We start from the raw sequence: 21,066 nt of genomic DNA, 5'->3' as shown, positions 1-21,066 counted from the left end.
GCGGGCGCGCCGCATGCGGACGACGACGGACGCCGCGGCAGCCATCAGCTCCACGAGGAGCGAGGCGAAGAGCAGGTTGGCGACCAGCGCCGCGTTCCATCCCTCCTCGAAGATCTCGTCCCGCTTCTCGGGGGTGATCTGCCACGGCGGGACCAGGGCGACGAACGCCACGACGAGGCAGGCGAAGGACGCCCAAGTGGCCCACAGCAGCGGCCGCCAGCGATTCGACGGCAGGCGTCCGGTCGGGAACAGGAGGAAGAGCATGCTGAGGAACAGCAGCGGGACGGGTGCGTCCAGGAGGATCCCGATCCAGACCGCCCACGGCCAGGCGGCCCCCGGGTCGGGGGAAGGCCCGTTGGCCGCGATCGAGTCGAAGTCGAACAGGCAGTTGCCGGTCTGCGCCAGCAGTGCCCCGAGGACGAACAGCCACGCCACCCGGTGCCGCGGGTGCCTGGAGATGATGACCGCACCCAGAGCCGCCCACAGAGTCAGTCCGAGGGTAAGGACGGGCCAGCTGCTCGCGTCCTCGCGGACGACCGACCAGCCGAGGAAGAACCAGGTCTGCACGCCGGCGAGCAGCACGGTGACGCCGCAGAGCACCCAGGCGACCCGGGCGGGGAGCTGCTCCCGCCGACCCGCCGGCCAGGTCACACCGGCACCTCGAGCCGGGGCGCGGCCGGCAGCCGCACCACCAGCACCGTGCGCCCCTCACCGGTGCGCCCGACGACGGTGCCGCCGACGGTCTCGACCCGGTCGCGCAGCGGGGCGACGGCCGGCAGCCCGCCGTTGTCGGGGGCCCGCACCTCGAGGAGCAGCCCGCCAGCCAGCCGGTCGGGGTGGTCGAGCACCACCTCGACCGGCGGGGTCAGCTCGCGGAGCACCTCGGCCACGCAGAAGTACGCCGCTGCCTCGACGCGCTCGTCCAGCCGGTCGCCCGGGGCGCCATCGGTCACCAGCCGCCCGCCGGCCCGGCCGAGCAGCGACCTCAGCGCCGCCTCCAGCCCGGATCGGGCGAGCAGGGCGGGGAAGACGCCACGGGTGATCTCGCGCAGCGCCTCGAGCGCCGCGGTCGACCCCGCGACCAGGGGCTGCACCGCGCTCGGGTCCAGATCCATCGCCGCCGCCGAGCCGGCCAGCTGCTCGAGCCGGCCCGGCAGCGGCTCCAGGTGTGGCACGACCTCCCGGGCGATCGACCGCTCCAGTCGTCGTCGCTCGGCGTCGCCCGCGGTGATGAGCCGGCGGCGCGACTCCACCAGCTCCGCGGTGCGCCGGTCGAGCTGCTCGACCTGGTTGGCCAGCTCGGCGGAGAGCCGCGCGTTGCGGAAGCCGAGCGCCGACTGGTCCGCCAGGTCCTGCAGGAGCCGGCTGTCGTGCTGCCGCAGATCGCGACCGGGCGGCATCTCGACGTGCAGCGTGCCCAGCGTCTCGCCGCGGTCGACGACGGGCACCTCGGCGGTGGCCCCCACCGGGCCCGGGTCACCGGTCACGCCCGGGTCGTCCCCGAGCGGCCCCGTGCCGCCCGCTGCCGCAGCCGGCCACCGGCCGACCTGGTCCGCGGCCCCCGGCACCCGCAGCCGCACCGTGGTCCGCCGCGCGGAAACCGCCGACCCCGCCGCCTCGGCCACCGCGGGCAGCAGGTAGGTCGGGTCCGGGCTCTCGCCGAGCCGCCGGGCCAGGTCGGCCAGCGCCTCGTACGGCGTGGCCGACGCGCCGAAGGCCAGCCGGTCGGCGAGGTGCACCACCCGTCGGCGCAGCGGCTGGAAGGCCATCGCCACCAATACGAAGGCCAGCAGCGAGGGCCAGAAGCCGCCGGTCCCGCGCCGGATCGCTGAGCTCAGCGCGACGACCACCAGGACATAGCCGGTCCCGACCAGCACGGTGGCGATAGCGAGGAGCAGGGCCCGGCTGATGATCAGGTCGAGGTCGAAGAGCCGGTGGTGCAGCACCGCGACCGCGATACAGACCGGGACCGCCAGGTAGCAGAGGTAGAGGGGCACGTTGATCAGGTAGCTGTCCGAGAACGCCGAGGCCGTCAGGACGAAGACCAGGCCCACCACGGGAAGTGCCGCCGCCGCGACCATCCAGCGCAGCTGCTGTCGCGCGACGCCCACCGCGCGGCGCATCCGCAGCACCAGCGACACGAGCGCGGCGACCAGGGACCCCGCGGTCAGCATGATCCCGGCAGTGCCCAGCAGGCCGGTGAGGAACCCGTAGTCCTGGTCCGCCGTCAGGCGGACCCGCTGGGGGTCCACGATGAGCACGCCGACGGCGTACAGCAGGAAGCCGGCGACCGAGGTCCAGATGGCGAACCGCCATCGGCGGGACGCGAGCCGGCCCTCGGGTGCGATCAGGAAGATCACGGCGAGGGTGGTGATGGTGAACGAGGCGTTGATCAGGAGCGACAGCCAGCCGAGGGTGTGGCCGGTGGCCACCGAGCCAGGCCCGTCGTGGTCGGTCAGCCAGAGGCTGGCCGCCTCCAGCGCCAGCGACAGCGTGGTGGCCGACCCGCCGGCGACGAGCAGCCAGCCGATCGGGTGCCGGGCGTAGCGCGAGACGATCAGCGCGCCCATCAGCACGCTCGCGAGGGCCGCGAGGTGCACCGCCGGCCAGGCATGCTGGGAAAGGACCTCGGCCGAGGGCATCGTGCGGTACTGCGCACTGATGACCGTGTCGGCGACGACCAGGCCGACGCTCGCGGCGACGATCGCCCAGGCGAGACGCTTCACGGCGTCGGCGTCGGCGTCGTTGCCGGACGAGCAACGGGGACCGGCGCGGGCGCCGACCCGACCGGCACCTCGGCCACGACGGTGGTCCCGTGCCCCGGGCGCGACACCAGCTGTACCGAGCCGCCCACCGCGTCGAGGCGGTCGCGCATGTTCGACAGCCCGGCACCCCCGCCCCCCGACCCGGCGCCGGCCGCGTCGAAGCCGGTGCCGTCGTCGGTCACCGACAGCCGCCAGCGGCTGCCCCCGCCCTCGCCGGCGAGGGTGAGCCGTACCGTCACGGCGGAGGCCGCTGCGTGCTTGGCGGCGTTCTGCACCGCCTCCATCGCGAAGAAGTACAGCGCCGCCTCGACACCGGTCGGCGGGCGGACCGGAGCAGTGCCGTGGGCCTTGTCGGCAGCGTCGGCAGCGTCGGCAGCGTCGGCAGCGTCGGCCTCGACGGTGACCGGCACCGGGCTGGTCGCGACCGCCCCGCGCAGCGCCGGAACCAGCCCCTCGTCGGCCAGCAGCCGCGGGTAGATGCCGCGGGACAGCTGGGACAGCGTCTCGATCGCCTCGCGGGACGCCACAGCCTGCTCGGCGAGGACCCGGGCGGCGCGCTCGGGGGAGCGGGTCGCCACCGTCTCGGCCAGCCGGAGGTTGACCGCCAGCGCGACCAGGTGCTGCTGGGCCCCGTCGTGGATGTCCCGCTCGAGCCGGCGCCGCTCGGCGTCCTGGGTCTCGATCAGGCGCTCGCGCGAGGCCCGCAGCTCGGCCGCGCGGGCGACCAGGTCGTCGTGCCGGGCGGCGAGCTCGGCGCGCAGGCCGACCAGCCGGAGCACCAGTCCGGCCTGCGCGGCCAGGCCGGAGAAGAGCCGCTCCTCGACGGTGGTCAGCGGCTGGTCCGGGCGCTCCTGCAGGCGGAAGACGCCGAGCACCTGCCCCCCGTGGCGCACCGGGAGGGTCCGGCGCCGGTCACCGGTGACGTCCCGCACGCCATCGACCGGCTCCGGCGGCTCCGGCGGCCCCGGCGGCTCCGGCGGCGTCGCGTCCGCCGCGGCGTCCGGCGGCCAGGTGGCGGCGAGGGTCAGCCGGTCCTGCACGGTGAGCCACACCTGGGTCCACTCGGCTGCGGTGCCCTCGCCGAGCACGGTGGCCATCCGGCCGGGCAGCTCCTCGGTGGTGTACCCGCCGGTGACGGTCTCGGAGAAGCGGCTCAGGACGTCGTACGGCGACGGGGTGCCGCCGTCGACCAGCCGGCGGGCGACCTGGTCGAGCCGGCGCTGCACCGGCTCGAAGCCCAGGGCGACCACGGCCGTGGCGAGGACCGAGAGCGTGAGGTCGGGGGAGTCGGTCCGCCCGACGAGGGCGCCGCCGCCGAGGACTACCACGACGTACGTCGCCACGACGAACCCGGCGAGACCGCCGAGCACCACGAGCCGGCCGAGCAGGTCACCCCGGGACCGGCTCGGCGAGCTGCGGGGCCGTCGTGGCATGGCAGCAGTCTGCTCCCGCGGCGGGTCGCCGCGGAGGATCCGAGCCGAACCCCCGGGGTGGGGCTGGCCGCACGTCTGCCCGCCCAGTGCTCGTCGGCTGCACTCACCGGTCACGCGCACCGCCTCATCGGCGCGGCCGCCGATCCGCGGTGCCCTGGGACCAGACCGCGAAGGAGCGGCACCCACCCGTCCAGCCATCGTGCCCACGCACAAGGAGCCCAGATGACCAGCACCACGCACGCCCCCACCACCCCCGTCTCCACCAGCAGCGCGGCCCGGGCCGTCGGCGTCAGCAAGCAGTACGGGGAGGGCGACGCCGCCGTGCACGCCCTCGACGACGTGTCCGTCACCCTGCAGGCCGGCCAGTTCACCGCGATCATGGGCCCGTCCGGGTCGGGCAAGTCGACCCTGTTGCACGTGCTGGCCGGTCTCGACCGGCCGACGTCGGGCCAGATCTTCCTCGGCGACACCGAGATCGCGGCGCTCAACGACAAGAAGCTGACGCTGCTCCGCCGCGACCAGATCGGCTTCATCTTCCAGTCGTTCAACCTGCTGCCGACGCTGACCGCGGCCGAGAACATCGAGTTGCCGATCCGCATCGCCGGGCGGAAGCCCGATGCCTTGTGGATCAAGTCGGTGGTCGAGACGGTCGGGCTCACCGACCGCCTCGGCCACCGGCCCTCCGAGCTCTCCGGCGGTCAGCAGCAGCGCGTCGCGGCCGCCCGGGCGCTCGCCAGCAGGCCGCAGGTCGTCTTCGCCGACGAGCCGACCGGCGCGCTGGACTCGCGGTCCGGGGCCGAGCTGCTCGGCTTCCTCCGCAAGGCCGTGCAAGAGATGGGCCAGACCGTCGTCATGGTCACCCACGACGCCAACGCCGCGGCCTACGCCGACCGGGTCCTGTTCCTCGCCGACGGCAACATCGTCGACGAGATGCAGGACCCCACCGCCGACCGCGTCCTCGACTACATGAAGCACCTGGGGGACTGACCGATGTTCACCGCAACCCTGAGAGGGATGTTCGCGCACAAGCTGCGCCTCGCCCTCACCACCGCCTCGATCGCGCTCGGTGTCGCGTTCCTGGCCGGCACCCTCATCCTCACCGACACCATGAAGGTCGCCTTCGAGCAGCTGTTCGGCAAGGTGACCTCGGGCACCGACGCCGTGGTCCGCCAGGAGGCCGCGTTCGACCAGTCGTCGGGCGTCGGCCTCAGCCGGGGACCCATCGACGCCGGCGTGCTGGACAGGGTCCGCTCGGTCGACGGCGTCCGCGCCGCCGAGGGCAGCATCAGCGGCTACGCGCTGCTGACAGACACCGAGGGCAAGGCGATCACCACCGCCGGGGGCGCCCCGACGATGGGCTACAACCTGCCCGACGACGAGCAGCTCCGCGGCGAGACCGTCATCCGCACCGGTCACGCCCCGCAGGGTCCGCACGAGGTGGCCATCGACGCCAGCTCGGCCGAGGACCACGACATCGCCCTGGGCTCGACCATCAAGGTCCTGTTCCGCGGGCCGACCGAGGAGTTCACCCTGGTCGGCACCGTCGGCTTCGGCGACAGCAAGGACCTCGGCGGCACGACGGCCGCCTACTTCGACACCGACACCGCGGCGCAGGTCCTGGGTCAGCCGGGGACGTACGACTCGATCGGCGTCAGCGCCGCGGACGGCGTCAGCGACAAGGCGCTGACGCACCGTCTGGACACCGTGCTGCCCGACGGCGCGGAGGCGGTGACCGGTGCTGCGGTGGCCAAGGAGTCGTCCGACGCCGTCAACGAGGACCTGGCGTTCGTCACCATCATGTTCGGCATCTTCGCGGGCATCGCGCTGTTCGTCGGCTCGTTCATCATCTGGAACACCTTCACGATGATCGTCAGCCAGCGGTCCCGCGAGATCGCACTGCTTCGCGCGGTCGGTGCCACCCGGCGCCAGGTCATGCGCAACCTCGTCGCCGAGGCGTTCCTGCTCGGCGTCTTCGCCTCCGCCGTCGGGCTGGCGCTCGGCGTCGGCGTCGCCAAGGGGCTGACGTTCCTGATGGACGCCGTCGGGTTCAGCCTGCCCAGCACCGCCACCCAGCTCCAGCCGCGCACGATCGTGGTCTCGCTGCTGGTCGGCACCGTCGTGACCGTCGTCGCCTCCCTGGTGCCCGCCCGCCGGGCCACCAAGGTGCTGCCGGTCGAGGCGCTGCGCGAGGCCACACCCGGCTCCCGTGCGCCGTCGAAGACCCGGATCGCGCTGGGCACCCTGCTCGGCGGTGCCGGTCTGGCCGGCGTCCTCGTCGGGCTCTACTCCGGCGGAGGCGGCAAGCTGACCATGCTCGGCATTCTCGGGCTGGTCGTCGGCGTCCTCACCCTGATGCCGCTGGCAGCCCGCCCGCTCGCCTCCGCGATCGGCGCACCCCTGCGGCTGCGGGGCGTCCCGGGCGACCTGGCCCGGCAGAACGCGATGCGCAACCCGCGTCGCACCGCGTCCACGGCGGCGGCCCTGATGATCGGGCTGACCTTGGTGGTCAGCATGGGCGTGTTCGCCTCCTCGCTGAAGGCGTCCTTCTCGGACATCCTCGGCGACTCGACGAACGCCGACCTCTACCTGACCACGGCCAGCGCGCAGGCCGAGGGCTACAGCCCGGAGGCCAGCAAGGCCGCCGCGGCCGTGCCCGGGGTGAAGCTGGTGTCACCGACGGGCTTCGGTGAGGCACAGATCGCCGGGGCGACGACCTTCTACTCGTCGGTCGACCCGGCGACGGCGGAGGCCGCCCTCGACCTCGACGTCGCCTCGGGCAGTGCGAGCGACCTCGGGGCCGACGGCGTGCTGGTGAAGCAGAAGGTCGCCAAGGCCAACGGCTGGCAGGTGGGCGACACGGTGCCCGCGGTGTTCGCCCAGACCGGCGAGCACGACCTGCGCATCGCCGGCATCTACAACCGCACCGGCGGCTTCATCGAGTCGGACTACATCCTGGGCCTCCCGGCGCAGGAGGCGTTCGCCGGCGAGCGGCTGGACGCCAACGCGATCGTGATGCTGGACAAGGGCGCCGGTCTCACCGAGGTCAAGGAGCGGATCGCCGCGGCGCTGGCCGACCACCCGGACACCCAGGTGCTCGACCAGGAGGAGTTCGAGAAGGTCGCGAGCGGCTTCATCGACCAGCTGCTCACCTTCGTCAGCGTGATGCTGCTGCTCGCGGTGTTCATCGCGCTGCTCGGCATCGTCAACACGCTGGCGCTGTCCGTGCACGAGCGGACCCGCGAGCTGGGCCTGCTGCGCGCCGTCGGTGCCACCCGCGGCCAGGTGCGGGCGATGGTCCGCTGGGAGTCGGTCGTGATCTCGCTGATCGGTGCCGCTGCTGGCGCCGTCCTCGGCACCGGGATCGGCATCACGCTGGCCCAGGCGCTCAAGGACGAGGGGATCAAGGCGATCTCCGTCCCGGTGCCGCAGATCGCGCTTTACGTCGCACTGGCTGCCGTGGCAGGCGTGCTCGCCGCGGTCGGCCCGGCCAGGTCCGCCGCCCGGGTCGACGTCCTCAAGGCGGTGGTCACCGACTGAGCCACCGACCTCGAGACCTCTGACCCCCGACCCTTCGACCCGCCGGCGGGGCTGCGACACAGAACCTGTGCCGCAGCCCCGCCGGCTCGCTGTGCCGGGACCCTGGGTCGGGCTACCGCCAGACCGCGGCGACCTGCTTGCGGTAGCCGCGGTCGAACACCGTGGTGAGGACCGCCAGCACCGGGCCGGGCACCTCGCCGGAGCCCGCCGCACGCTCCTGGGGCGAGGCGCCGTCAAGGACCCAGGCCAAGAACCGGCCGCCGCGGGCCGGGCCGACCTTGGCGAACTCCTTGGGCCATCGCCTTGATCTGCGGGGCCTCCCGGTTCGCCAGGTAGACCGGCTCGATCTCGGCCTCCTCGTGCTCCAGGTGGGCGACGGTGACCTGCCGAAGGTTCTGCATCGCCCCCAGCGCAGCCGACGCCTCCGGCGCGCCCGGGCTGCGGGTCAGCACCTCGAGGGCGGCCCGCGCGTCGGCGAGGGCGGCCGCCATGACGTCGTGCTCGGCGTCCAGGGCGGTGAGCAGCTCGGGGGCGACCCCCACCTTCTGCAGAGCGGGCCAGGCGATCCGGTGCTCGCCCTCGTGATGGTGGGTGAGCTGGTCGTCGAAGTTCGCCCATGCCCGGCTCAGCTGCTGCGCCCGCGAGGCGTCGCCGGGCCGGAAGGCCTCGAGCGCGGTGATGAAGCGGGTGAGGTCCCGCCGGACCGCCCCGTGGATCGCCCGGTTCATGCTCATGCCAGCCATGGCGCGACCCTAGCCATCCGCACTCCCGCGCCGCCCATCCGCGAGGTGATCGGCAGCAGACGTCTCCGTGGAGACGCGCGCTGCGCCAGAGACGTTTCCGCGGAAGCTCTCTGCGTCAGATCGGCAGCTATCGCCGACCGTGAGGCGACGCAATCCGGGTGTCCAGTGTCCGCCATAGCGCCGTTGTAGCTCGGGTAGGCACCAGTCCTCGCCTGTCACTCGACGACGACAAGTCACAGATCCGCAGAGACAGTCCATCTCCCAGTCCGGCACGCCGGTTGTTGTGGCGTAGTCGCTGGTGAGCTCTTCTCCCGGCTCGATGTCGCGCCGCGCCGAGAAGGAGTAGGGGTCTACGTACCAGAGGTTCGGGTCGCAGCTGTGGTTGCCGTAGTGCACGGGATCGCCGGACGGGATGACCAAGTGGAGGTTGTTGTCGACCGTGATCGTGTCTACGTATGTCTGGGCAGGATCAGCGGCTGCGGTCGCAAGGCGTGCTCTCAAGTCCTCGTCGCTAACCAGTTGTCCGCCCAGCCGCAGCACAACCGTGCCGAGGGAGAGGGCGTCTGCGCTGAACAGACCCAAGCCTTCGACAGGCGAACGCCGTACCGTCACCGAGGGGTGAACCCAGCAGCCCGATGGCGGTAGAGGAACAGTCACGACCGCCATCTTGCCGCGGCCCGCCAGAGCTCATGTCAGTCAACACGTAGCCGGTTCCGGTCGGTCGCGACAGCCGCCGAGCGAGTGCTCGGATCCTCGACGGCCTCGGGCGGACCCTCGACGGCTGAGGGTCCGCCCGGACGCCGGGTGACCGGCTCAGCGACGTACCAGCGTCGCGTCGAAGAACCCCACGACGCGGCGCTCGTAGGCCTTGGGGTGCGCGGTGATGCCCTGGATGTGCATCGCGTCGTCGATCCGCCAGATCGATGCCGGGCCGCCGGCGAGCCGGCGGTACTCCGGATTCATGATCTCGAGGTTGCCGCCGTTCGGCGCCCAGATCAGCAGCACGGGTGCCTCGACGCGAGGCATCAGGTCGGTGAGCTTGGCCGGCGGAGCCGAGTTCGCGAAGACCGAGAGCGCGGCCGCCTTGACCACGAGCGTGGGCAGTCCCTGGGCGAGCTGGCCGGCGGTGAGCTCCTCGAGCTCCTCGCCGAGCGACCGGGTGCCCGCACCCTCCGAGACGACAGCGTCGAGCCGGCCGGACTCCGCGGCGGCCTGCAGCATCAGCTCGCCGCCGACCGAGAGGCCGATCCCGCCGATCCGGTCGGGGTCGACGTCGGGGCGGTCCTCGAGGAAGTCGACGGCCGCGTCGATGTCCTTGGTGCCGCCCCAGCCGAAGAGGTTGGACTCGCCCTCGCTGTCGCCCTCGCCGCGGCGGTCGAAGAGCAGCACGCCGTAGCCGTGCCGCACGAGCAGCCGGGTGTGCTTCTGCGGCCCGCCACGCCCGGGGAAGGCGATGACGGCGGCGCCGTTGCGGGAGGGCACGTACCACCCGGTGAGCTCGAGGCCGTCGCTGGTGTGCAGGACGACGTCCTCGTGCGGCGCGCCGAGGTGCGCCGCCGGCACGGTGTGGGTGATCGAGTGGGTGGCCAGCCAGGCGATGCCGACCGGCAGGACCAGGTAGAACCCGACCACCGGCACCAGCGAGAGCATCAGCGCCCGACGGGTCCAGCGCCAGGCCGGGTGGTCGTCCCGGCGCCGCGAGGTCCACAGAAGGGTCAGCCCGAGGCCGACCAGGACCAGCCCCGCGGGGATGGTCGGCAGGCCGGTGAGGTCGGTCCCCGACGGGCCGACCGAGACCGCATGGTGGCCGGCGCCGGTCGCGCCGGCGACGACGAGAACCGCGCCGAGCGGAACCGCCACGAAGGCCTGCCAGCCGGCACGGAGCCGGGGCCAGGCCACCGCGAGGGCGGCCAGCACCAGCACCGGCACGACACCGCTCGCGAGGTGGTCGATCCGGGACGTCCCGGCGGCCGGCCGGAGCAGGCTGTCGTCCACCACGTGCAGCGCCATCACCCCGCTGGCGGCCACGAAGAGCGCGTGTCCCAGGTCGCGCACCTGCCACAACGAGGGGCGCGGCGGGGGGCGCCGAGCGGCGTCGGGGGTGGGCGCGGCACGGTCGGACAGGGGTCCGAGCGCGGTCGTCGAGGTCATGCGTACGACGCTAGGAACTCCGGTCGACGACCGGCAGGGAGCGACCCGCACGACGAAGGGGCCAGCCCACGGGTGTCCGGTGGCTGGCCGCCCGCCCCGGACACGGGGCCGGCGGGGCTCCGGTTCAGCAGGTGAGCCGGAGCCCCGCCAGCGGGGTGAGGGTCGGTCAGACGAGCGCAGGCTCGCGCTCCAGCTCCTCCTCGTCCTCTCGTCGTCGCCGGCCGCACGCGGCACCGGCAGCGTGACCGGGTCGGCGTGGGTGCCCTCGAGGTCGATCGTCGGCAGCCTCCGGTCCAGGGACCGGGGCAGCCACCGGGCGCGGTGACCGAGCAGGCTCATCGCCGCCGGGACGAGGACCATGCGGACCAGCGTGCTCACCCCACGTCGGGAGTGCGGCCATCCCGTGGCGGGCCGTCCCGCGCGCCGTCGAGCGCGCCCCTCAGCGCGCCGGCCCGACCGCCTCGAGGTAGGCGAGGACCGCCATCACCCGCCGGTTGACCTCGCGCTCGTCGACCAGACCGAGCTTCTGGAACACCGACCCGATGTGCTTCTCCACGGCCCGGTCGCTCATGAAGAGCGTCTTGGCGATGGTGGCGTTGTTGCGGCCGCTCGCCATCTCCTGCAGCACCTCGCGCTCCCGGTCGGTGAGTCCGAGCAGCGGGGAGCGGTCCTCGGCGGACTTGCGGGCGAGCAGCCCCTCGACGACGCGGGGGTCCAGCGAGGAGCCGCCGCGAGCGACCTCGTGCAGGGCTCGGACCAGCTCCTCGAGGTCGGAGACCCGCTCCTTGAGCAGGTAGCCCAGCCCGGCCACCCCGTCGGCGAGCAGCTCGAACGCGTAGTCCTCCTCGACGTACTGCGAGAGGACGACCACCCCGGTGCTCGGGAACTCGGCCCGGATCCGCTTGGCCGCGACGATGCCCTCGTTGGTGTGGGTCGGTGGCATCCGGATGTCGGTGAGCACGGCGTCAGGGGACAGCTCGGCCACCAGCTTGACCAGGGAGTTCGGGTCGGCCGCGGTGCCGACCAGCTCGATGTCGTCGGCCTCCGCGAGGAGGGCGGACACACCCTCGCGGACCAGGTAGTTGTCGTCGGCGAAGACGACGCGCAGGACCATGTCCGGGACTGTAACGGCGGCGGCGGTCGGCTGCTCGCGCTCGCCAGGGCATCAGAAGGGCAGGTGGCGGCCGGCCGGCGACCGCAGGTCCAGCGACTGCTGCGTCGAGCGGGTGGTCCGCTTGACGATCTGCTGCTGCTTCATGCCGGTCACTCCTCTCGGGCGCTCGTGCTGCTGACGTGCTCGAAAACTAGGCGCGGGGGACGGCGAACGGCATCGGGAAGACCACCTAGGTCCGGGGGCGGGATGCCTCAGATCGAGGGGGCAGCCGCACCGTCCGGGGTGGGGCTGCCACCGGCACCTAGCCTGGGCGGGTGCTTAGGCCTTCCCGACCGGTTGCCGCGACCCTCGCGCTCCTGGTGACGGCGGGGCTGCTGGCCGCCTGCTCCGGAGACCCGGCCGACAGGGGAGCGGAGACGCCACGGTCCGGTGCGGCGGGGACCGCCACCTCCGCAGGCGAGAGCGCCTCGCCCGCCACGCCGAGCCCGACTGGTGGGACCGAGGTCTACGTGGCGGTGGGCGCGAGCGAGACGGTCGGAGTCGGCGCGGACGACCCGTCCACCGAGGGCTGGCCCCGCGTCCTGCACGAGCGGGCCCTGCCGCAGAGCCGCTTCGTCGACGTCGGGGTCGCTGGGAGCACCCTGCAGGCGGCGCTGAGCGCCCAGCTGCCCTCGGCGCTGGCAGCCCGGCCGGACGTGGTGACGGTCTGGCTGGCCGTCAACGACGCCGTTGCCGGTGTCCCGGTGGCGCGCTACGAGCGGCAGCTCACCGGCCTGGTACGGGCGCTGCGACAGGGCGGCCGGGCGGTGGTGCTCGTCGGCAACGTGCCGGACCTGTGGCGGCTGCCGGCCTACCGGGCCTGCCTGGCCGGGAGCGGTGGGCGCCCGGTGGACGGCGTGAGCTGTCGGCTGCCGGTGGTTCCGCCACGGGCCCAGGTGAAGGCCACGGTGCGGGCGTTCAACGCCGCTATCGCCCGGGTCGTACGTGGTCAGGGCGCTCGGCTGGTCGATCTCGCCCGGGAGGACGACCTGGCGGGGTTGACCGCGGCAGACGGCTTCCACCCGAGCACCGAGGGGCACCGGGAGATCGCTCGGGTGTTCGCCCGGGAGCTCCGTCGCGCCGGCGGCTGAGTCAGCCGGACCGCTGCCGTGGCAGGAAGCGGTCGGCCGGTCACCCGGCGTGGTCATTTGTCGCGTGACCTGCGGAGACCTATCCTTCCGGCACCGTCGCGCCACAAGATCGGCGCGGTTCGCCAGGTAGTCGCCGGCAAGGGGGCCGTGATGGCGGAGCAGAGCAGGGGCACGAGCACGACCGGCGCGGGCCGCCCGTCCCGGGTGCGCTCGGTGGTCGCCGCCGCCCGGACCGCCGTCCGTCGAGCGTCGGCGCCGGTGCGCCGCCCCGCGGCGCCCTCGCCCGCGCGCGCCGCCACGGCGACGAGATCCACCAAGGCAGCGAAGGCGGCGAAGACAGCGAAGACGGCGAAGGTGACGAAGGCCACGACGGCCACGAGGAAGGCCGCGTCGGCGAAGAAGTCGGCACCCGCCAAGAAGACCGCAGCGAAGAAGGCGGCACCGGCGAACAAGACGGCAGCGAAGAAGGCGGCACCGGCCAAGAAGACCAGAGCGAAGAAGGCGGCACCCGCCAAGAAGACCAGAGCGAAGAAGGCGGCACCGGCGAAGAAGGTCGCCGCCACGAAGAAGGCAGCGCCCGCCAAGAAGACGGCCGCCACGAAGCAGGCCGCCACGAAGAAGGCAACGCCCGCCAGGAACAGCGGCGCCAAGAAGTCGGCGCCCGCCAAGAAGACGGCGCCCGCCAAGAAGACGGCCGCCACGAAGAAGCTGACCCCGGCCAAGAAGGCGCCCGCGGCCACGAAGACGGCCCCCGGGCTGGCGGCTCCGGCGACGAAGAACGCTGCGACGAAGGCGGCGCCGGCCACCAAGCGCGCCGCGCAGAAGGCGCCGCCGGCCGCCGCTCCGTCCACGACTCCCGCGCCCGTCCCTCCGGTCAAGCCGGTGCCCCAGACCGCTGCGTCCCGGGCAGCCGCGAAGAAGGCCCTGGAGGAGGGCCGGCCGGTCGCCGCGGCGAAGAAGCAGGTCAGCCGTCCGTCGGCGGCCCGTCGCTCGGCAGGTCCGGCCGGTCCCTCGGCGGGACCCCAGGCGCTGGTGGTGCGGGCCGACGAGGACCCGTGGACCAAGGGCGAGCTCAACGGGGTGCGCACCGAGCTGCGGGACGAGGTCCGCCGGCTGCGGGACGAGCTGGACATGGCCGAGCACGAGATCGACGACATGCTGCGCGACTCCGGCGACGGCGCCGGCGACGACGCGGCTGACGCCGGCAGCAAGACCTTCGAGCGTGAGCACGAGATGTCGTTGGCCAACAACACCCGTGACATGCTGGTGCAGGCGGAGCGCGCTCTCGCCCGCATCGGCAACGGCACCTACGGCGTCTGTGAGAACTGTGGCAACCCGATCGGCAAGGCTCGCCTGCAGGTGTTTCCCCGGGCGACCCTGTGCATGACGTGCAAGCAGCGCGAGGAGCGCCGCTGAACGAGCCCGATCCGTCGGCCCCGGCGTCGGTCGGGGACCGCGGCCTCGGCCGGCTGCCCCTCCTGCTCGCCGTGGCGGCCGGCGTGCTCGCTCTCGACGTCGTCAGCAAGCTGCTGGCCGTCGAGGAGCTCAGCGACCGGGAGCCGGTCAGCCTGCTCGGCGGGCTGCTCACCCTCCGGCTGGTCCGCAACCCGGGCGCGGCGTTCGGGATGGCCCAGGGCATGACGATCGTCTTCACCTGCGTCGCCGTCGCCGTGGTCCTCGTGATCCTGCGGATGGCCCGCCGCCTGACCAGCGCATGGTGGGCGGTGGCGCTCGGACTCGTGCTCGGGGGAGCACTGGGCAACCTGATGGACCGGCTGCTCCGCAGCCCCGGCCCCGGTCGCGGGCACGTCGTCGACTTCCTCGAGCTGCCGCGGTGGCCGGTGTTCAACCTGGCGGACTCGGCCATCGTGGTCGCCGGCGTGCTCATGGTGGTGCTCTCCGCGCGGGGGGTCGATGCGCTCACTGACCACGAGCAGGCCGGGGCCGAGGACGAACCGCCCCGAACCATGCCACCGGACGCCTGAGGCGCAAGTTCCTCGAGATTCGGGTGAACCGAACGGGCCGCTCGGGACTCTTACAGGTGTGGGACTCGACCGACGGGGCGGTAGTGTCCGATCCGCACCCATTCATCACAATATGTGGCTTCATGTGACGGATCCCAGACCGTCCGTTACCCTGCTCGTGCTCGATCGGGACCACCGGTCCACGGCACCCACGGCAGGCCAGCTGGCAGTCGGACCGACAGAGGGAGGGGGACCGGTATGAGCTCCGTGGCGCCCGAAGACGCCCTGCGCCAGGGCCTGCCGGTCCGTGACGACCCGACGCAGACCCCGTCCCAGAGACAGCCGCACGGCCCCGCCGAGCGACCCGCCGACCGGCCGGTGGTGGTCTCCCTCGCCGACCGCGCCGTCGCCTCCGACACCCGGTGGCTGCGACGGCTCGGCCGTCGCCTGCTGATCCTGGACGCGGTCCTCGTCACCCTCGCCATCGGCATCGCCCTGGGCTGGGTCTTCGGCCCCGGCTACAAGGCGATCTCGATCACCAGCGAGGTCGCGAACATCCGCCCGACGTCGTACCTCGTCCTCGGCCCGGCACTGGCCCTCGCGTGGGTCCTGTTCCTGCTGATCATCCGGACGTACGACGGGCGGATCCTGGGCGTGGGCGGCGACGAGTACCGCCGGGTCGTCAGGGCCAGCATGTACTTCTGGGGGCTCGTGGCGGTCGTCTGCTACATGAACCGCTTCCAGTTCTCCCGGCTGGCCTTCGGGCTGTCCTTCATGATCGGTACCGCGCTGCTGCTCCTCGGCCGCTGGGCCGCCCGCAAGGTGCTGCACCAGGCGCGGCGGCGCTCCAGCCGCTGGTCGCACCGGGTCCTTGTGGTCGGCGGGCGCGAGGAGGTCGAGGACCTGGTGGCGGAGCTCGAGCGCGAGCCCTACGCCGGGCTCAAGGTCGTCGGTGCCTGCATGCCCCCCGGTGACGCCGTGGCCGGTGCCTCGGTGCCGGTGGTCGGCTCGCTGACCAGCGTCCCTGAGGCGGTCACCCGGCTCGGGGTCGACACGGTCGCGGTCACCGCCTCGCGCGGGCTCACCAGCGGCGTGCTCAAGCGGCTGGGCTGGGACCTGGAAGGCGCCGGCGTCGACCTCGTCGTCGCGCCGGCCCTCACCGACGTGGCCGGCCCCCGGGTGCACGTCCGCCCGGTGTCCGGCCTGCAGCTGCTCTACGTCGAGCAGCCGGAGTTCACCGGGCCCACCCGCGTGGTCAAGGAGGCGTTCGACCGGATCACCGCCGCCGTGGCGCTGATCGCGATCAGCCCGGTGCTCGTGCTCATCGCCGCGGCAATCCGGCTCACCAGCCAGGGCCCGGTCATCTTCCGCCAGGTCCGCGTCGGCCGTGAGGGCGCGATGTTCACCGTCTACAAGTTCCGGACGATGGTGTGCAACGCCGAGGAGATGCTGCCGGACGTCGCCGACGTCAACCACGGCAACGGCCTGCTCTTCAAGCGACACGACGACCCGCGGGTCACCCCGGTCGGCCGGTTCCTGCGCCGCTTCAGCCTCGACGAGCTGCCGCAGCTGGTCAACGTGCTCCTCGGCGACATGAGCATGGTCGGGCCCCGCCCGGCGCTGCAGAGCGAGACCGAGCAGTACGGCCGGGCGACCTCCCGCCGCCTGCTGGTCAAGCCGGGCATCACCGGCCTTTGGCAGGTGAGCGGCCGGTCCGACCTGTCCTGGGAGGACAGCGTCCGGCTCGACCTCTACTACGTCGAGAACTGGTCGTTCGCGGGCGACATCCAGATCCTCTGGAAGACCCTGCACGCGGTGGTCAGCCGCCGCGGGGCGTACTGACCTCGCCGACCGGCCGGACGGAGTCGGTGCCGGCCGCGGCTACCCTCGGCAGGTGAGCGACCACCGCACCCTGCCGGTGCCCGAGGGCCTGGCCGGGGAACGCCTGGACGCGGCGCTGTCGCGGCTCTTCGGGGTGTCCCGCTCCAAGGCGGCCGAGCTGGTGGTGGCCGGCGACGTCCTCGTCGACGGCGCCCGGGCCAGCAAGTCCGACCGGGTGCACGCCGGCTCCTGGCTGGACGTCACCCTCCCGCCGCCGCCCTCGGCCCCGGTAGTCGTCGCCGAGCCGGTGCCAGGGATGACCGTGGTCCATGACGACGACGACATCGTGGTCGTCGACAAGCCGGTCGGCGTCGCCGCCCACCCCAGTCCCGGCTGGACCGGCGCGACAGTCGTCGGCGGGCTCGCCGCAGCGGGGTACCGGGTGTCCACCAGCGGTGCGGCCGAGCGGCAGGGTGTCGTGCACCGGCTCGACGTGGGCACCAGCGGCCTGATGGTCGTGGCCAAGTCGGAGCGGGCCTACACAGTCCTCAAGCGGGCCTTCAAGGACCGCGAGGTCGACAAGACGTACCACGCCCTCGTCCAGGGCCACCCGGACCCGCTGACCGGCACCGTCGACGCCCCCATCGACCGCCACCCGACGGCGGACTGGAAGTGGGCCGTCGTCGCCGGCGGCAAGCCCAGCATCACCCACTACGACACCCTCGAGGCGCACCGGTCGGCCAGCCTGCTCGAGATCAACCTCGAGACGGGGCGCACCCACCAGATCCGGGTGCACATGGCGGCGCTGCGGCACCCCTGCGTCGGCGACCTCACCTACGGCGCCGATCCCACGCTGGCCGCCCGGCTGCGCCTCGAGCGGCAGTGGCTGCACGCGGTGCGGCTCGGGTTCGAGCACCCGGGCACGGGGGAGCGCCTGGACCTGACCAGCACCTACCCGGATGACCTGGCCACGGCGCTCGAGCGGCTCCGGGCGGAGTCGTGAGGGGTGGCACCCCCGCGCGGACGATCCGGGTCGCGCAGGACGAGAGCGACCGGGCCGCGGCCTACCGGGTCCGCTACGACGTGTTCGTCACCGAGCAGCAGGTGCCGGCCGAGCTGGAGCTGGACGAGCTGGACGAGACCGCCGACCACTTCGTGGCCTACGACGACGGCCGGGCCGACCGTGCCGTGGGCGCCGGCCGCCTGGTCGTCGAGCCGGCCGGCTTCGCCGACGCGGACCCGGCGCTGGGACCGGTCGGCCACCTCGGCCGGCTGGCCGTGCGGCCCGAGACCCGCGGCACCGCACTGGGCGTCGCCCTGGTCGCGGCGATCGAGGCCCGGGCCGCCGAGCGGGGACTGCGGGTGGTCGTCCTCTCGGCCCAGACCCACGCGCTGGGGTTCTACGAGCGGCTCGGCTACACGGCGCACGGGCCGGTCTTCGACGACGCCGGCCTGCCGCACCGCTGGATGACCAAGCTGCTCGGCTGACCCTGGCCGGCCGGCACCGGTTGTGCAGCAGCACTCCACGAGGATGCCCGGCTGCCGAGCCAACCCGTGGCCGCGGCCCCGCGAAGTGTCCGCCGTCCCCTAACCGCCCCGAACGCCCCGCATGATCGTTTGCGACGTCCGCGTCCGCGACACGCCATTGGTCGGGCGTGTCGCCCCCAGGAACGTCGCAAACGATCACCACAGAGGGCTGCGTCAGTGGCCCGGGCGTGCGCGCGGCCGCTCACGGGACTCGCTTGAGTCGCTGGAGTCGCTCAGGTCGGTCGGAGGATCCAGGAGTCCTTGGCCCGGTCGCGCGCAGTGCCCCGTCGGTGGGCGGCCTGCAGCCGGGCCACCAGTCGCCGCCGGTGCGGCCAGAGGTCGAGCGACGTCGACCGGGTCACCTCGAGGTTGAGCCCCTCGACGTCCTCTTCCCGGACGTTGTCCGCCGTGTGCTGCGCCAGCTCGCGGTGCTGCGACCCGTCGTACTCGCCGACCGTGCCGGCCTCCGGGTCGACCAGGTCGGTGCGGGCGACGAACCGACCGTCGAGGTCGAGGACCACCGGGTTGACCAGCGGTACCGGCAGGCCTGCCTCGACCACCCATACGTAGCGCAGCCGACTCTCCGGACTCGACTCCGCCCGTCCGTCGACGAGGCTCACCGCCAGCCTGGCCTGCGGCACACCCTTGAGCCCGCACATCCGGGCCAGCACCGCGGTCAACCGCTCGCGGGTCGTGAGCCCGGCCCGAACGGTCGAGTCGGCAGCCACCAGACCCGCCTCGACGCCGTGGAAGCGCATGATGTCCAGGCAGCTGCGCTCGGCGGAGGTAACCAGCACGCCGGCGTGCTCGACGAGGTCGATCGCCAGGATCGTGCTCCGGTCGACCACCAGGCCCGGTCGTGACCGCAGCCGGCCGACCGGCCCGGTGCACACGGTGATCGGCAGCAACGTCGCACCGGCGGGCCCGGTGCGTCCGTCGAGAGCGTCGACGCCCAGCCAGCGAAGCGCTGCCCACCCGCCGAGCGGAACCTCAATCGGGATCAGGCGGCGGACTGCTGCCACCCGGACATCGGTGTCGCCGGAGACGAGCAGTGCCTCGTCCAGCAGTCGCGGGGACGGGAGGTGCAGCACCCGTCAACCCTGGTGAGGTGCCGACAGCCCGCCGGGCTCGGGACCAGATCTGTGGACGACCCGGCCGGCCCGCCCGCTGTGGACGACGTACCCATCCTTGATCGTTTGCGGCGAACCCGACCGCGACACGCCGAACCAACGGCGTGCCCCGACCTCGCGTGTCGCAAACGATCATGGGAGACGGGTGCGGCCAGCGTCGCGAACGATCAAGGGGGTCGGTCCCGGATCGGACAGGTCGGGAGCGCCGGCGGGAGGGTCGCGGGGCCGACACGCCGACCGGCCTGGGACCTTCGCCGGCTGGCCTCGGACGGTCGCACCTCGGACCTAGACTCCACCCGGACACCAGCCCACCGACCAGCAGCCATCCACCCGATCGAGGCCGCCAGCACCATGGGATCCCGAGACTCGTTCGTGCACCTGCACGTGCACACCGAGTACTCCATGCTCGACGGCGCGGCCCGCGTGGACGACCTGTTCCAGGAGTCGGCGGCGATGGGGATGCCTGCCCTGGCGATGACCGACCACGGCAACGTGTTCGGCGCCTACGACTTCTGGAAGAAGGCCACCGCCGCCGGGGTCAAGCCCATCATCGGCGTCGAGGCCTATGTGACCCCGCGCACCCACCGCAGCGACCGCACCCGGGTCAAGTGGGGCCAGGGTGGCGGCGACGACGTGTCCGGCGGCGGCGCGTTCACCCACATGACGCTGCTGGCCGAGTCCACCGCCGGCATGCACAACCTGTTCCGGCTCAACAGCCGGGCCAGCCTCGAGGGCTTCTTCTACAAGCCCCGGATGGACCGCGAGCTCCTCCAGCAGTACTCCGGCGGGCTGATCGCCACCACCGGCTGCCCGTCCGGCGAGGTGCAGACGTTCCTCCGGCTCGACAAGTACGACCAGGCGCGAGCGGCGGCGGCGGAGTTCCGCGACATCTTCGGCGCCGGCAACTACTACCTCGAGCTGATGGAGCACGGCCTGGAGATCGAGGCCCGGGTCCGGGCCGACCTGCTCCGGCTGGCCCAGGACCTCGCCCTGCCGGTCGTGGCCACCAACGACCTGCACTACACCCGCAAGGAGGACGCCCCGGCCCACGAGGTGCTGCTGTGCGTCCAGTCCGGGTCGACGATGGCCGACCCCAACCGGTTCAAGCTCGACGGCGACTCCTACTACCTCAAGTCGCCCGAGGAGATGCGCCGTGTCTGGCGCGACCTGCCCGAGGCGTGCGACAACACGCTGCTCATCGCCGAGCGGTGCGAGGTGTCCTTCACCGAGGGCGAGGGGCGCTACATGCCGCGCTTTCCGGTGCCCCAGGGCGAGTCGGAGCAGTCGTGGTTCGTCAAGGAGGTCGAGCGGGGTCTCGTCGCGCGCTACCCCGCGGGCATCCCGGAGGACGTACGTCGCCAGGCGCTCTACGAGACCGACGTCATCTGCTCCAAGGGCTACGCGGGCTACTTCCTGGTCGTCGCCGACTTCATCAACTGGGCCAAGGAGCAGGCCATCCGGGTCGGGCCGGGCCGTGGGTCCGGAGCCGGCTCGATGTGCGCCTACGCGATGCGGATCACCGACCTCGACCCGCTGCAGCACGGCCTGATCTTCGAGCGCTTCCTGAACCCCGAGCGCATGTCGATGCCCGACTTCGACGTCGACTTCGACGAGCGCCGTCGCGGCGAGGTCATCCGCTACGTCACCGACAAGTACGGCGACGACCGGGTGGCCCAGATCGTCACCTACGGCACCATCAAGGCCAAGCAGGCGATGAAGGACTCGGCCCGGGTCCTCGGCTACCCCTACGC

18 protein-coding genes are annotated in these 21,066 nt (G+C 72.9%); 9 read left to right on the top strand and 9 right to left on the bottom strand.

Annotation, left to right across the window (positions count from 1 at the left end):
* The 3 genes from VK640_08985 to VK640_08975 form a co-directional block, all read right to left on the bottom strand.
* Positions 1-651: hypothetical protein (locus VK640_08985; protein ID HTE73320.1), on the bottom strand; the 651-nt coding region annotated here is incomplete at its 3' end.
* Entirely contained in the window at positions 648-2,726 is a 2,079-nt protein-coding gene (locus VK640_08980; GenBank protein ID HTE73319.1) for a hypothetical protein, read from the bottom strand. The genes VK640_08985 and VK640_08980, both read right to left, overlap by 4 nt.
* Positions 2,723-4,198: an ATP-binding protein gene (locus tag VK640_08975; GenBank protein HTE73318.1), complete on the bottom strand. Its 1,476-nt coding sequence runs from the start codon at positions 4,196-4,198 to the stop codon at positions 2,723-2,725. The genes VK640_08980 and VK640_08975 overlap by 4 nt, the downstream gene beginning before the upstream one ends.
* 222 nt (positions 4,199-4,420) lie before the next feature.
* On the opposite strand from VK640_08975, the gene VK640_08970 reads away from it, so the two are divergent.
* Both VK640_08970 and VK640_08965 read left to right on the top strand, forming a co-directional pair.
* Positions 4,421-5,185 (top strand): ABC transporter ATP-binding protein, encoded by a 765-nt coding sequence (locus VK640_08970; protein HTE73317.1) that lies wholly within the window; start codon positions 4,421-4,423, stop codon positions 5,183-5,185.
* Positions 5,186-5,188: 3 nt separating this feature from the next.
* Positions 5,189-7,735: an FtsX-like permease family protein gene (locus VK640_08965; protein ID HTE73316.1), complete on the top strand. Its 2,547-nt coding sequence runs from the start codon at positions 5,189-5,191 to the stop codon at positions 7,733-7,735.
* Between the two features lie 112 nt (positions 7,736-7,847).
* Here the strand turns inward: VK640_08965 and VK640_08960 are convergent, their stop codons facing one another.
* From VK640_08960 to VK640_08945, 4 genes are all read right to left on the bottom strand, one after another.
* On the bottom strand, positions 7,848-7,985 hold the full coding sequence (locus VK640_08960) for a hypothetical protein (protein HTE73315.1): 138 nt from the start codon (positions 7,983-7,985) through the stop codon (positions 7,848-7,850).
* Entirely contained in the window at positions 7,969-8,478 is a 510-nt protein-coding gene (locus tag VK640_08955) for a hemerythrin domain-containing protein (protein HTE73314.1), read from the bottom strand. Before VK640_08955 ends, VK640_08960 begins: the two co-directional genes overlap by 17 nt.
* A gap of 813 nt (positions 8,479-9,291) precedes the next feature.
* Positions 9,292-10,629, bottom strand: coding sequence for a CocE/NonD family hydrolase (locus VK640_08950; GenBank protein ID HTE73313.1), 1,338 nt, complete (start codon positions 10,627-10,629; stop codon positions 9,292-9,294).
* A gap of 439 nt (positions 10,630-11,068) precedes the next feature.
* A complete protein-coding gene (locus VK640_08945) occupies positions 11,069-11,743 on the bottom strand; it encodes a response regulator transcription factor (protein HTE73312.1) in 675 nt (224 codons plus the stop codon).
* 314 nt (positions 11,744-12,057) lie between these two features.
* Here VK640_08945 and VK640_08940 point away from each other — a divergent pair, with 314 nt between their 5' ends.
* The gene (locus VK640_08940) at positions 12,058-12,873 is read left to right on the top strand and encodes an SGNH/GDSL hydrolase family protein (GenBank protein ID HTE73311.1); all 816 of its coding nucleotides are present in this window, start codon (positions 12,058-12,060) and stop codon (positions 12,871-12,873) included.
* A gap of 53 nt (positions 12,874-12,926) precedes the next feature.
* On the opposite strand, the gene VK640_08935 is transcribed toward VK640_08940, so the two are convergent.
* The gene (locus tag VK640_08935; GenBank protein ID HTE73310.1) at positions 12,927-13,751 is read right to left on the bottom strand and encodes a hypothetical protein; all 825 of its coding nucleotides are present in this window, start codon (positions 13,749-13,751) and stop codon (positions 12,927-12,929) included.
* A gap of 4 nt (positions 13,752-13,755) precedes the next feature.
* Between VK640_08935 and VK640_08930 the strand changes: the two genes are divergently transcribed.
* The 5 genes from VK640_08930 (at position 13,756) to VK640_08910 (ending at position 18,146) form a co-directional block, all read left to right on the top strand.
* On the top strand, positions 13,756-14,289 hold the full coding sequence (locus VK640_08930) for a TraR/DksA C4-type zinc finger protein (protein HTE73309.1): 534 nt from the start codon (positions 13,756-13,758) through the stop codon (positions 14,287-14,289).
* Positions 14,262-14,858, top strand: a complete 597-nt coding sequence (gene lspA / locus VK640_08925; protein ID HTE73308.1) for a signal peptidase II — start codon at positions 14,262-14,264, stop codon at positions 14,856-14,858. The genes VK640_08930 and lspA overlap by 28 nt, the downstream gene beginning before the upstream one ends.
* A 237-nt stretch (positions 14,859-15,095) precedes the next feature.
* Entirely contained in the window at positions 15,096-16,679 is a 1,584-nt protein-coding gene (locus VK640_08920; protein ID HTE73307.1) for a sugar transferase, read from the top strand.
* Positions 16,680-16,731: 52 nt separating this feature from the next.
* Positions 16,732-17,661: an RluA family pseudouridine synthase gene (locus tag VK640_08915; protein HTE73306.1), complete on the top strand. Its 930-nt coding sequence runs from the start codon at positions 16,732-16,734 to the stop codon at positions 17,659-17,661.
* Positions 17,658-18,146 carry a GNAT family N-acetyltransferase gene (locus tag VK640_08910; protein ID HTE73305.1) on the top strand — a complete coding sequence of 163 codons (489 nt, stop codon included), beginning with the start codon at positions 17,658-17,660 and terminating at the stop codon, positions 18,144-18,146. Before VK640_08915 ends, VK640_08910 begins: the two co-directional genes overlap by 4 nt.
* Before the next feature lie 272 nt (positions 18,147-18,418).
* Here the strand turns inward: VK640_08910 and VK640_08905 are convergent, their stop codons facing one another.
* Positions 18,419-19,276 (bottom strand): hypothetical protein, encoded by an 858-nt coding sequence (locus tag VK640_08905; GenBank protein ID HTE73304.1) that lies wholly within the window; start codon positions 19,274-19,276, stop codon positions 18,419-18,421.
* A gap of 390 nt (positions 19,277-19,666) precedes the next feature.
* Between VK640_08905 and dnaE the strand changes: the two genes are divergently transcribed.
* The coding region (dnaE, locus tag VK640_08900) for a DNA polymerase III subunit alpha (protein HTE73303.1) at positions 19,667-21,066 on the top strand (1,400 nt) is incomplete at its 3' end.

Source organism: Actinomycetes bacterium (assembly GCA_035489715.1).
In the GTDB taxonomy this organism is placed as follows: domain Bacteria; phylum Actinomycetota; class Actinomycetes; order JACCUZ01; family JACCUZ01; genus DATHAP01.
Note: the sequence above shows the minus strand (reverse complement) of the source record. Positions and strands in the feature narration are given on the sequence as shown.

Excerpts from the sequence above, each read along its gene's own strand:
- VK640_08975 (HTE73318.1), bottom strand. The coding sequence starts at position 4,198 with ATGCCACGACGGCCCCGCAGCTCGCCGAGCCGGTCCCGGGGTGACCTG.
- VK640_08970 (HTE73317.1), top strand. The coding sequence starts at position 4,421 with ATGACCAGCACCACGCACGCCCCCACCACCCCCGTCTCCACCAGCAGC.
- VK640_08965 (HTE73316.1), top strand. The coding sequence starts at position 5,189 with ATGTTCACCGCAACCCTGAGAGGGATGTTCGCGCACAAGCTGCGCCTC.
- VK640_08955 (HTE73314.1), bottom strand. The coding sequence starts at position 8,478 with ATGGCTGGCATGAGCATGAACCGGGCGATCCACGGGGCGGTCCGGCGG.
- VK640_08950 (HTE73313.1), bottom strand. The coding sequence starts at position 10,629 with ATGACCTCGACGACCGCGCTCGGACCCCTGTCCGACCGTGCCGCGCCC.
- VK640_08945 (HTE73312.1), bottom strand. The coding sequence starts at position 11,743 with ATGGTCCTGCGCGTCGTCTTCGCCGACGACAACTACCTGGTCCGCGAG.
- VK640_08920 (HTE73307.1), top strand. The coding sequence starts at position 15,096 with ATGAGCTCCGTGGCGCCCGAAGACGCCCTGCGCCAGGGCCTGCCGGTC.